Genomic DNA, 12,135 nt, shown 5'->3' on the forward strand with positions numbered 1-12,135 from the left:
CACCTGCGCGAGAACATCGCGGGCGCGGCGCTCTCCCTCTCCAATGACGACCTCGCCGAGCTGGACACGATCGGCCGTTAGCGCCCGGGTGGACCCGCCGGCGACGCCGGCGGGTCCACCCGGCACCCTCAGCAGTTGCGCAGCTGCGGCGACTGGTTGAGCAGTTGGCCCCGGGTCGACACGAAGCGGCGGTAGCGCTCCCCGTCGACGGCGGACGGGCGGAAGGCGGCGACGCGGTGGCAGTTCTGGAACGCCAGGCGTACGCCGAAGTGCCGTTCCAGGCCGGCGCGGATCGCGTCGCTGGCCAGCGCCCGCAGCAGCTGCCCCCGGTCGGCGTCGGTGGGTGGCGGGACGACGTTGTCGGCCAGGTCGTCGTCGCCGGCCTCCAGCTCGGCGACGACCCGGCTGACGGTGGCCCACGCGTAGGGCAGTGAGTCGCGGACGCAGGCGATGAACGCCTCGTCGTCGACGGGGCCGCGTTCGGCGGCGTCGAGCAGGGCGGGTGGGACGGTGAGCGACATGATTCTCCTCCGCATCAGCTAACGATTACCGTTTTCATTAACGGCGTCAGCTGAGCAGACCACGTCCGTCGAGCGACGTCAACGATGTCCGGGCGCGCCGCGCCGCGACCCGCGCGGAAGACGCGCGCGACCGGTGGGAGGGGCAGTGCCCGGGACTGACGATCCGAGATCAGGGACGGCGGGGGTGGCCCTTGAGGTGCCGGCCCAGCTCGCGGGCGATCTCCCGGTTGGCGTCGCGCTCAGCGAGGGTCTGCCGCTTGTCGTAGGAGCGCTTACCCTTGGCCAGGGCCAACTCGACCTTGGCGAAACCGTTCTCGAAGTACATCGACAGCGGGACCATGGTCACCCCGCCCTCGCGGACCTTGTCCAGGATCCGGTCGATCTCGGCCCGGTGCAGCAACAGCTTGCGGTTGCGGCGCGGGGCGTGGTTGGTCCACGTCCCGTAGGCGTACTCGGCGATGTGCAGGCCGTACAGCACGATCTCGCCGTCGCGCTCGTGGGCGAACGCGTCCACCAGCGAGGCCCGCCCCTCGCGCAGCGACTTCACCTCGGTGCCGACCAGCACGATGCCCGCCTCGTACGTGCGCAGCACCGTGTACTCGTGCCGGGCCTTCTTGTTGGAGGCGATCAACCGGCGTGCGGGCGGTGTGGACGGGCTCACCCCGCGAGGATATCCGGCCGCCGGGTCAGCCGGTCGTCCGGTGTTCGCGGCGCAACCGCCGGGTCAGCTCCCGTACCGCCTCGGCGAACGCCTCCTGCGACTCACACGGCCAGTGCCCCAGGATCGGCGGGGGAACACTGTCGCTGGGCGGTGGCACCACGTCCTGCGGGTCGGTCAACCGCCGATCCACCGTCGCCGCCGGCCCGGTCAGCGTCTCGGCCTTTCCGGGACGGTGGGCGGCGAAGATCCAGCCGCCGATCGGGTCGGTGTCGCGCCACAGGTTGATCCAGCGCCAGCCGACCCGTTCGCCGATCTCGCACAGCGCCGGCTCGTCGGCGTACGCCGGGAACAGCCGGGAGTACAGCCGGCCCAGTGGCGACCCGTAGGTCAGCAGGGCGACCCGGTCGGTGATCCGGGTGGGCAGTTGCAGCACCGTGGCGGCGAGCAGCACCGAGCCGTGGCTGTGCCCGGCCAGCAGCACACAGTGCCCCTGCTCCACCAGGTAGGTGATCCGTTTCGCCAACTCCGGCACGGCCCGCTCGGCGTAACAGGGCGGCGCGAACGGGTGCGCCGCCCGGGGCCAGAAGGTGCCCAGATCCCACAGCACGCCCACGTACCGGCGAAACTGCGCCGTCCGGTACGCGAAGATGCCGCCCACCACGAGACCGAGCAGGATCGCGGCGATGACGTAGCTACCCGACCCGATCAGGAAGTTGACCATGCCCTCCGGCACTCCCACGTAGCGCTGCACCACCTTGCCCGGCCGGAGCTGGAGCAGGCCGAGCACGCTGGTGGCCAGGCCGAGCGCCGCCAGGCAGGCGTACACCACGGAGAGCGGTTCCAGGTTCTCGGTGAAACGTGCCCGGGCGACCGCCTGCTCGACCCGTCGCAGCCGGTCCGCCGCCTGCGGCGGCGCGTGCGGGAAGTCGGCGGCCACGATCGCCCGCGCGGCCCGCATCCGCTCACGCCGGGTCATCCTGGTGACCAGACCGGCCACCAGCAGAGCCGTCACCACGGCCAGGAAAAACCCGAAGATCGCCCACTTGTACGCCAGCGGAGGGCTGGTCTCCAGGCCGTCCGCGGTCGTCCCGTTGCGATCGAGCAGGTCCGCCACCCGGTAGACCAGCTCGGCGGAAAACGCCACGGCGAGCCCCGCCGAGATCGTCATGAAGACCGGCGCTCCCAACGCGCGCAGCGGCGACCGGTGCTGCCCGTCGCCCCGACGCCAGATCACCAACGTGCCGAGCACGACCACCAGCACGGTCTGGCTGACGAACAGCCAGGCCACGATCGCGTCGTAACCGGGCAGCGAACCGCCCTGCGGCCAGGGCGCCGGACTGATGACGATGTGCACGATCACCAGCATCGTCAGGCCGCAGGCGATCGTGCGCAGCCCGCGGCAGACGCCGTCCACCCGGGGCGACGGGTCGGTGCGGTCGATGCTCGCCACCACGGTGACCAGGACCAGGCAGGCCAACAGCACCGCCCCGGTGGCCGCCAGCAGGATCACCATCACCCACGAGGAGTGCTGACTGGCCCGCGCGGCCAGCAGGCTGCCGCTCAGCGTCGCGAACGCCGCAGCGACGTGCACCGAGCGCAGCCGACCCACCAGCGGCTCACCGTCCCACTGGCCGACGGCGCTCAACCGGTGCTTCGACGCCGGCGTCGTCGGCGTCCGGAACGCGTCGAACGAGTGGCTCGGGCGGGCGCCCAACCACCAGACGATCCCGATGGCGGCGACCGGCACGAGCGCCAACACGCCCAGGCGCAGCCCGGGCGGGCGTCCGCCGAGCCAGGACAGCCAGCTCCGGCCGGCCAGGCACGACGGGGTGTCCATGCAGCGCCAGGCGATCAGGTCCAACGCCACCCCGACGATGGAGAGCACGTAGAGCGCGGTGAGGGTGAGCGCGAGCACCCGGCACAGCGCCATGAAGCCGCGCGTCGAGACGGTGTCCGCCGGGCGCATCCACAGCGCCACGTTGCAGAGCATGAACGGCAGCAGGAAGACCAGCGACAACGTCCGCACCGCCGTGCCGGACGGCAGGTCACTCCAGCGGTACGCCTCCAGCGTCACCCCGTCGGTTCCGGTGGAGTCCGGATAGCCGGGACGCGGTCGGAAGAACCCTCCGCTGCGGTCCCCGGCGACCTGGTGCACGTGGGGCCGGTTCAACACCTGGTCCGCCCCCGCGCCGGAGACCCCGTGCACCCGCAGCTCCACGATCGCGCCCGACGTCGTCGGTCGGGTCGGTGTCGCGTGCGCCATGGGCCCCCCGAGGTGTGCGCGGCAACCGGGCGGGTCGTCGATCTCCGGGCACCCACGCGGCTCCCCGGCTTACCCATCGCCAACGCGATCAACCATGGGTCCGACCCCGGCGGTGGTGCGGTCGACAGGGTGCAGGTGATTTCATGGCGCCATGGCGAACCCGGTGATCCTGACCGTCGACGACGACCCCGTGGTGTCCCGGGCGGTTGCCCGCGACATCCGGCGCCGCTACGGCGACCGCTACCGGGTGCTGCGGGCCTCCTCGGGGCCGGAGGCGCTGGACGCCCTGCGCGAGGTCAAGCTGCGCGGCGAACAGGTGGCGCTGCTGCTGGCCGACCACCGGATGCCGGAGATGACCGGCGTCGAGTTCCTCGAGGCGGCCATGGACATCTTCCCGGCCGCCCGGCGGGTGCTGCTCACCGCGTACGCGGACACCGACGCCGCGATCGAGGCCATCAACGTGGTCGACCTGGACCACTACCTGCTCAAGCCCTGGCACCCGCCGGAGGAGAAGCTGTACCCGGTGGTCGACGGGCTGTTGGAGGCGTGGGCGGCCACCCCGGACGCGGCCAGCGCCGAGATCCGGGTCGTCGGGCACCGCTGGTCCGCGCCGTCGTTCAAGGTCCGCGACTTCCTGGCCCGCAACCTGGTGCCGTACCGGTGGCTGTTGTCCGACGACCCGGAGGGTGTCCGGTTGCTCGACGCGGCCGGGGCCACCGAGGCGGACGTGCCGCTGGTGGTGACGCCCGAGGGCAAGGCGCTGGTCGCCCCGAGCGAGGCCGAGCTGGCCGCCCTGGCCGGGTTGACGGTGGTGCCGGCGTGTGACTTCTACGACCTGGTGGTGATCGGCGGTGGCCCCGCCGGGCTCGGCTCCGCGGTGTACGGCGCCTCGGAGGGGCTGCGTACCGTGCTCGTGGAGCGACGGGCGACCGGCGGTCAGGCCGGGCAGAGCAGCCGGATCGAGAACTACCTGGGCTTCCCGGACGGCGTGTCCGGCGCGCAGTTGACCGATCGGGCCCGGCGCCAGGCGGTCAAGTTCGGTGCCGAGCTGCTCAGCGCCCGGGAGGTGGTCGGTCTCAGCGAGGCCGGCGGTGCCCGGCTGCTGCGCTTCGGCGACGGCACCGAGATCGCCGCGCACACAGTGGTGTTGGCCACCGGCGTGTCGTACCGGGTGCTCGACGCACCGGGGCTGGCCGACTTCACCGGGCGGGGGGTGTTCTACGGCGCCGCTGCCACCGAGGCGCCGAGCTGCGTCGAGCAGGACGTCTACATCGTCGGCGGGGCCAACTCCGCCGGTCAGGCGGCGGTCCACTTCTCCCGGTACGCGGCCAGGGTGCACCTGCTCATCCGGGGTGCGGACCTGACCGCCTCGATGTCGCGGTACCTGATCGACCAGCTGGAACGAATCGACAAGATCACTGTGCATCCGCACACCGCCGTGGTCGGCGCGGCGGGGGAGGACCACCTGCAACGGCTCACCCTCTGCGACACCCGCACCGGGGAGGCCCGCTCGGTCGACACCTCCTGGCTGTTCATCTTCATCGGCGCGGAGCCGCGCACCGACTGGCTGGACGGGGTGCTGGTCCGCGACGGGCGCGGGTTCATCGTGACCGGCCCGGATCTGCTCGCCGGGGGCCGGCGACCGCCCGGCTGGTCGCTGTCGCGCGACCCGTACCACCTGGAGACCAGCGTGCCGGGGGTGTTCGCCGCCGGCGACGTGCGGGCCGAGTCGGTCAAGCGGGTCGCCTCGGCCGTCGGCGAGGGCGCGATGGCGGTGTCGCTCGTGCACCGCTACCTGGAAGCCCAATGAGCGCGAGGAGTGGTTGGTCGTGCGAGCCCCGTCGCGAGCGAAGGAGTCCCGGTGAGCGCGAGGAGTGAGCCGGTGTTGCGAGCCCCGCAGCCGCGAACCAAGGAGATCCAGTGAGCACCGACTCTGACGGGCTGACACCGGCCCAGTTGCGCACCCTGTTCCTGTTCGAGTCGCTCGACGACGGGCAGCTCGCCTGGCTGGCCGAGCGCGGCCGGGTGGAGCAGCGCGCCGGCGGCACCCTCGTGTACGGCGAGGGTGAACCCGCCACCTGCTTCTTCGTGCTGCTGCGCGGCGCGGTGGCGTTGAGTCGTCAGGTGCGCGGCGACGACGTCGAGGTCAGCCGGACCGAACAGCGCGGGGTGTACGGCGGGGCCGTCCAGGCGTACCTGGGTGACCAGGTCGACCAGATCTACCGCAACAGTCTGCGGGCGGTGACCGACGCGGACTTCTTCGTGCTGCCGGCGGAGGACTTCGCGGAGGCCCTGCGGTCCTGGTTCCCGATGCCCATGCACCTGCTGGAGGGGCTGTTCTTCGGGATGCGGGACAGTCAGGCCATCGTCGGCGAGCGGGAGCGGCTGCTGGCCCTCGGCTCGCTGTCGGCGGGGCTGACCCACGAGCTGAACAACCCGGCCGCGGCGGCGGTGCGGGCCACGTCGGTGCTGCGGGACCGGGTCGCCGGGATGCGGCACAAGCTCGCCATGATCGCCGATGGGCGGCTCGACGGCAGTGCCCTGCACGGTCTGGTCGCGTTGCAGGAGGAGGCGGTCGTCCGGGTGGCCACCGCGCCGAAATTGACCCCGATGGCCACCGCCGACGCCGAGGACGCCCTCACCGACTGGTTGGAGGAGCACGGGGTCGACGGAGCCTGGGACCTGGCGCCGATCCTGGTCGGCGGAGGGCTCGACGCGGCCTGGCTGGCGCAGGTGAAGGCCGCGGTCGGGGCGGCGGACCTGGAGGCGGCGGTGCGCTGGCTCACCTACACGGTCGACACCGAGCTGCTGATGCGCGAGATCGGCGACGCGGTAACCCGGATCTCCGGGCTGGTGGGCGCCGCCAAGCAGTACTCGCAGCTGGATCGCGCGCCGCACCGGGTGGTGGACGTGCACGACCTGCTCGACGCCACGCTGGTGATGTTCAAGGGCAAGATCCCCGCCGAGGTCAAGCTGGTCCGCGAGTACGACCGGGACCTCCCACCGGTCCCGGCGTATCCGGCCGAGCTCAACCAGGTGTGGACCAACCTGATCGACAACGCGTTGGGCGCGATGGGGGAGAAGGGGGTGCTGACCGTCCGCACCGGACGGGTTGGTGAGCTGCTGGCGGTGGAGATCACCGACACCGGGCCGGGCATCCCGCCGGAGGTGCGTCCGCGCATCTTCGAGCCGTTCTTCACCACGAAGCCGGTGGGGGCGGGCACCGGTCTGGGGCTGGACATCTCGTACCGGATCGTGGTGCACAAGCACCACGGCGACATCCGGGTGGAGACCGAGCCGGGACGAACCACCTTCCGGGTCCTGCTGCCGATCGCCGAGGGGCCGCCGGACGAGCACCGCGACGCGCCGACTACCTAGACCGCCGGTGGCCTCTACCGCGAGCTGTTCAACCTGTAGGCCAGCGGTTACCTGACCGGGGTCGACGGCCGGGCAGTCCCCGCGTCAGCGCGCGCGGGCGACCCCGCAGTAGCCATCCACCGCGGACGCGGGCCTGCTGTCGGTCCGCCAGTGCCCCAGCGGCACGACACCAGGCCGGACGAGGTCGAGACCGTCGAAGAACGCCGTGAAGTCCGCGACCTCGCGCAGGTGGTACGGCAGAGCACCGCTTTCGTTGTACTGCCGATGCGACTCGATGGCCCGCTCGCTGGTAGCCGTGCCGTCGGACATCGCCAGAAAGCTCCCCGACGGTAGGGACGAGACCAAAGCGTTGACGATGGCCCGCGCCTCGGCCGGCTTCTCGACGTGACCCATAACGCCCAGCATCATCAGCGCGATCGGCTCACCGAAGTCCAGTGTCTCGCGGGCATCGTGGACGATCGTGTCCACGTCGTGCAGATCGGCGTCGACATACTGGGTGGCGCCCTCCTGGCTGCTGGTCAGCAACACCCGGGCGTGCGCGAGAACCATCGGGTCGTTGTCAACGTAGACGACGCGCGCCTGTGGCGTGATCCGTTGGGCGACCTCGTGGGTGTTATCGGCTGTGGGTAGGCCGGTACCGATGTCGAGGAACTGGCGGATCCCCGCCTCTGCGGCGAGATAGGTCACCGCTCGTCCGAGAAACGCGCGCGAATACCGTGCGGCCTCGACGATTTCCGGGAAGACCGACTGTACCTGTTGGCCGACCTCGCGATCCGGGGCGAAGTTGTCCTTACCGCCGAGCCAGTAGTTCCACACCCGTGCCGAGTGCGGCACTGTCGTGTCCAGTTTGGCGGCCGAACCTCCCACCGGCTGCTCAGCTTGGTCCTGCGACATGTCGTCTCCCCTTACCAGCCATACGACGTCGAGGCCGTAGCCTAGCGGCGCGGCGGCACCCGCATGGTCCTGGCGGATCGACCAAACTCTTGTCCCCTGCTGCCTGATGGCGGCAAAGGCATGGTCAGAGTCGTCAGGCCACCCGCTGCGGTCGGTGCCGTCGGTGCCGTCAGGAGGTGGGTGTCAGGAACTCGGCTAGGACGCGAGTGTGGGTGGAGAACGCCAGCTCGACGGGGTCGGTGAGCACCAGCCACTCGGTGGCCTCGTCGGTCGGTGCCGACGGGGGCAGGTCCACGGCGGCCCGTTCGGGCAGCACTCCGAAGATCATCATGGTGCCTCCCGCCGGCGCGCCGTGCACCGCGAACAGGCGGGCGTCCTCGGCCGCCGCGATCAGGCCGGTCTCCTCCCGCAGCTCCCGGACGAGTGCGTCGGACCACTCCTCGCCGTACTCGATGAAGCCGCCGGGCAGCGCGAGCAGGCCACGGGCCGGCTCGATGTCCCGGCGGACCACCACCACACCCAGGCCCCCGGCCGTGCGGACCGGCAACACCGCGACAGCCACCGGCAGTGGGTTGCGCCAGACGGTCTCGCCGCAGACCGCGCAGACCCGTGGCCATCCGGCGGCGGCCGGGTAGGCGGCGCCGCAGAAGGAGCAGTGCGAGTACGGCGTGCCGGTCATGCCGCAGCACGTTACTCCGAACCCCGCCCCGACTGCCGCGCCGCCGTCCCGCCGTGCGGTCAGGCTGCCGTGCGGTCAGGCTGCCGGGGTGCCGGTGTAGAAGGCGGTGGTGCGCTCGGCGGCGGCCTTCGCCTCGTCGGCGTCGGTGCCGGCGGCGATGCTCGCCTCGCACCACAGCTGGCTGCTCAGCTCCATGGCCCGTCGCCCCTGCGCGGAGGCGGTCCACTCGGCGCCCTGCTCCGGGGTGATTCCGCTGCCGTCGCCAGCCAGGTGCGAGGCGAGGCCGAGCAGCCCCAGGTCCCAGCCGACACCGACCGCGCCGGGCCCGAACTGGGCCCACCGGTCCAGGTCGACGTGCGCGATGTGGTCCAGGTCGAGCCGGGCCCGATCCCCGTCAACCGGGGTGATCCGTACCTCGATCCAGCTCACCTCGCCGCCCATCTCCCAGGTGGCGGTGAAGCGGTGCGGCGGCTCGCAGCTTTCGACGGTGCCGTTCGCGTTGCCCTCAAGCTGGTACGTGCCGCCCAGTCGCAGGTCGCCGGAGATCGGCAGGAACCAGCGCGGGATGCGCTCGGCGCTGGTGCAGGCGTCCCACAGGTCCTCGGCCGTCGCCTGGTAGGTCTGACTGATGGTGGTGACCCGCGCCTCGCCGGCTTCCAGGGTGCGGCTGCCGACGGTGCGTTGGACGGCGTTGATCTGCTCGGTGGCGTCGAACATCAGGTGTTCCTCTCGTCGGATGGGTCGGCGGGCCCACGAAGGCGACGCTCGCGTCGGCCTCGGGCCAGCTCGGTGGCGAGTGCCGCCAGGGGTGGGGTCCAGAACCGGCGGAAGTGCTCCAGCCAGCCGTCGACCTCGCGCAGTGGGCGCGGGTCGACCGCGTAGAGCCGCCGGGTGCCCTGCGCCCGCACCGTGGCGAAGCCGTTGTCGCGTAACACCTTGAGGTGCTGGGACACGGCGGGCTGGGAGATGCCGAACTCCTCGCGGATGACCGCGCTGACCGCGCCGGCGGGCTGCTCGCCGTCGGCGAGCAGCTCCAGGATGCGGCGCCGGACGGGATCGCCCAGCACGTCGAAGGCGTGCACGACGACAGTTGTATCACTGACGACTTATTTAAGCCAAGCCCGATACTCCGACGAGTTTGTCCAGCCGGATCGGCAGCTCCCGGATCCGCACGCCGGTCGCGTGGTGCACCGCGTTGGCCGCCGCCGCCGCCGCACCGACGATGCCGATCTCGCCGATGCCCTTCACCCCGGCCGGGTTCAGCTCGTCGTCCCGCTCGTCCAACCAGTACGCCTCGATGGACTCCACATCCGCGCAACCGGTGATGTGGTAGGTGGCCAGGTCGTGGTTGACCCAGTCGCCGTACCGCTCGTCGAGCAGGCCCTCCTCGTGCAGCGCCATCGACAGCCCCATCGTCATGCCGCCGATGAGCTGGCTGCGCGCCGTCGTCGGGTTCACCACCCGCCCTGCCGCGAACACGCCGAGCATCCGGTTCAGCCGCACCTCGCCGGTGTCCGCGTCGACCCGCACCTCGACGAACTGTGCCCCGTACGCGTACCGGGGTCGCGTCGGCTGACCGCCCACCTCCTCGGCGGTGTCCGCCTCGGCGGTCACCTCGTCGGTCGGCGGCCCGCCGTCGCGCAGCTTCTCGCGCAGCGCCTCAGCGGCCCGGATCACCGCCCAGCTCCAGCTGGAGGTCCCCATCGACCCTCCGGCCACCGGGGCGGTCGGCAGGGCGCTGTCGCCGATGTGGATCTCCACCCGCTCCGGCGGCACCCCGAGCGCGTCGGCGGCCACCTGCCAGATCGCCGTCCGCGCGCCGGTGCCGATGTCGGTGGCGTTGACCCGCACCAAAAAGCTCCCGTCGGGCCGGGCGGTGGCCGTCGCCGAGGATGGCCGGGCCCGGGCCGGGTAGCTCGACCCGGCCACCCCCGTGCCGATCAACCAACGCCCGTCGCGCCGGGCCCGGGGAGACGGATCACGGCCGGCCCAACCGAAGCGTTGTGCCCCCTCGCGCAGGCAGGCCACCAGGTTGCGGCTGGTGAAGGGCTGCCCCTGGTCGGGGTCGATGTCGGTGTCGTTGCGGATGCGCAGCTCCACCGGGTCAATGCCGACGGCGACGGCCAGCTCGTCCATCGCCGACTCCAGGGCGTACGCGCCTGGGCACTCGCCCGGGGCGCGCATCCAGAACGGCGTGGGCACGTCGAGGCGGGCCAGCCGGTGCGTGGTGCGGCGGTGCGGCGCGGCGTACATGCTGCGGGTGTAGACGGCGGTCTGCTCGGCGAACTCGTGGATGGTCGAGGTCTGGCTGATCGCGTCGTGGCAGATGGCGGTGAGCCGACCGTCGGTGTCGGCGGCGAGGCGGACCCGCTGGATGGTGGGGGTGCGGTAACCGATCGGCCCGAACAGTTGCTGGCGGGTCAGCGCCAGCTTCACCGGGCGGTCCACGTGTCGGGCGGCGAGGGCGGCGAGCACCACGGCGGCCTTGGCGTACCCCTTGCTGCCGAAGCCGCCGCCGACGTGCTGCGCGACGACCCGGACCGACTCCGGGGGCAGCTCGAACAGCTCGGCCAGTGTGGCCTGGACCGACGACGCGCCCTGGTTGGAGTCGTGCACCAGCAGCCGCCCGTCGCGCCACTGCGCCGTTGTGGCGTGCGGCTCCATCGGGTTGTTGTGGTACGCCGGAGTCCGGTACGTGGCGTCCACCCGCACCGGGGCCGCCGCGTACCCGGCGTCGAAGTCACCCTCGGCGGTGTCCGTCGGATAACTGGGATTGACGTGGTCCGGCTTGTACAGGCCCGGGTGGTCGTCGGTGAGGACAGTGCTGTGCGGGCCGGTGTCGTAGTCGATGCGGACCAGCCGGGCACCCTCGCGGGCCGCCTCCAGGCTGGTGGCCACCACCACCGCGACGTACTCCCCCCGGTAGTGCACCAGCGGTTCCTGCAACAGCCACAGCTCCGGCTGCTGGCCGGGCGCGATCCGGGGCGCGTTGCCGTGGTGCAGCACGGCCAGCACGCCGGGCGACGCCAACGCCGGGGTGGTGTCGACCCGGGTGATCCGGCCCCGCACCACCGTCGACGGCACCGCCCAGCCGTAGGTGACCCCGTCCACCGGGTACTCCACCGCGTACCGGGCCGTCCCGGTGACCTTCTCGCGGCCCTCCAGCCGGGGGTACGCCTGGCCGACGGTGCTCACGACGACGCCAACTCGGTGAGCGCCCGCACGGTGATGGCCCGGGTCAGCGGCAGCTTGAAGCCGTTGTGCCGCAGCGGGCGCGCCTCGGCCAGCTCCGCGTCCGCCGCGCGTGCCGCCAGCTCCGGGCTGAACGGGCGGCCGCACAGCTCCTCCTCGGCCCGGTACGCGCGCCACGGCCGGTGCGCGACTGCCCCGTACGCCAGCCGCACGTCGCGGACCACGTCTCCGTCGAGGTCCAGCACCGCGGCCACCGACCCGGCGGCGAAGGCGAACGAGGCCCGGTCGCGCACCTTGAGGTACGTCGAGCGGCGCGCGGCCGGCAGCGGCGGGACCCGGACGGCGGTGATCAGCGCGCCTCGGGCGAGGGTGGTCTCCCGCTCCGGGTGGGTGCCGGGGGAGCGGTAGAGGTCGGCGATCGGAATGTCGCGGGCGCCGTCGGACCCGTGCACCTCCACCACCGTGTCGAGGGCGGCCAGCGCGACGGCCAGGTCCGACGGGTGGGTGGCCACGCACTGCTCGGACCAGTCCAGCACCGCCAGGTCGC

11 protein-coding genes are annotated in these 12,135 nt (G+C 72.1%); 2 read left to right on the forward strand and 9 right to left on the reverse strand.

The window, feature by feature from the left end:
- Positions 1-128 precede the first annotated feature (128 nt).
- The 3 genes from KBX53_RS08485 to KBX53_RS08495 form a co-directional block, all read right to left on the reverse strand.
- Entirely contained in the window at positions 129-521 is a 393-nt protein-coding gene (locus KBX53_RS08485) for an SCO5389 family protein (RefSeq protein WP_030327413.1), read from the reverse strand.
- A gap of 169 nt (positions 522-690) precedes the next feature.
- Entirely contained in the window at positions 691-1,182 is a 492-nt protein-coding gene (smpB, locus tag KBX53_RS08490) for an SsrA-binding protein SmpB (protein WP_030327414.1), read from the reverse strand.
- A gap of 25 nt (positions 1,183-1,207) precedes the next feature.
- Positions 1,208-3,445, reverse strand: coding sequence for a hypothetical protein (locus KBX53_RS08495; RefSeq protein ID WP_030327415.1), 2,238 nt, complete (start codon positions 3,443-3,445; stop codon positions 1,208-1,210).
- A gap of 151 nt (positions 3,446-3,596) precedes the next feature.
- On the opposite strand from KBX53_RS08495, the gene KBX53_RS08500 reads away from it, so the two are divergent.
- Together KBX53_RS08500 and KBX53_RS08505 are read left to right on the forward strand one after the other, a co-directional pair.
- Positions 3,597-5,255 (forward strand): FAD-dependent oxidoreductase, encoded by a 1,659-nt coding sequence (locus KBX53_RS08500; protein ID WP_030327416.1) that lies wholly within the window; start codon positions 3,597-3,599, stop codon positions 5,253-5,255.
- Positions 5,256-5,365: 110 nt separating this feature from the next.
- Positions 5,366-6,823, forward strand: a complete 1,458-nt coding sequence (locus KBX53_RS08505) for an ATP-binding protein (RefSeq protein WP_210858464.1) — start codon at positions 5,366-5,368, stop codon at positions 6,821-6,823.
- An 84-nt stretch (positions 6,824-6,907) separates the two neighbouring features.
- Here the strand turns inward: KBX53_RS08505 and KBX53_RS08510 are convergent, their stop codons facing one another.
- The 6 genes from KBX53_RS08510 to KBX53_RS08535 all read right to left on the reverse strand — a co-directional run.
- A complete protein-coding gene (locus KBX53_RS08510; protein ID WP_210858465.1) occupies positions 6,908-7,717 on the reverse strand; it encodes an SAM-dependent methyltransferase in 810 nt (269 codons plus the stop codon).
- Between the two features lie 169 nt (positions 7,718-7,886).
- The gene (locus KBX53_RS08515) at positions 7,887-8,396 is read right to left on the reverse strand and encodes an NUDIX domain-containing protein (protein ID WP_210858467.1); all 510 of its coding nucleotides are present in this window, start codon (positions 8,394-8,396) and stop codon (positions 7,887-7,889) included.
- Positions 8,397-8,471: 75 nt separating this feature from the next.
- Positions 8,472-9,113: an SRPBCC family protein gene (locus tag KBX53_RS08520; protein ID WP_210858469.1), complete on the reverse strand. Its 642-nt coding sequence runs from the start codon at positions 9,111-9,113 to the stop codon at positions 8,472-8,474.
- Entirely contained in the window at positions 9,113-9,478 is a 366-nt protein-coding gene (locus KBX53_RS08525) for a helix-turn-helix transcriptional regulator (protein ID WP_030327423.1), read from the reverse strand. Before KBX53_RS08525 ends, KBX53_RS08520 begins: the two co-directional genes overlap by 1 nt.
- 28 nt (positions 9,479-9,506) lie before the next feature.
- The gene (locus KBX53_RS08530) at positions 9,507-11,591 is read right to left on the reverse strand and encodes a xanthine dehydrogenase family protein molybdopterin-binding subunit (protein ID WP_210858471.1); all 2,085 of its coding nucleotides are present in this window, start codon (positions 11,589-11,591) and stop codon (positions 9,507-9,509) included.
- Positions 11,588-12,135 (reverse strand): xanthine dehydrogenase family protein subunit M (locus KBX53_RS08535; RefSeq protein ID WP_210858472.1); only part of this gene is annotated, 548 nt, incomplete at its 5' end. The genes KBX53_RS08535 and KBX53_RS08530, both read right to left, overlap by 4 nt.

It is taken from the genome of Micromonospora sp. M51 (assembly GCF_018070305.1).
In the GTDB taxonomy this organism is placed as follows: Bacteria; Actinomycetota; Actinomycetes; order Mycobacteriales; family Micromonosporaceae; genus Micromonospora; species Micromonospora parva.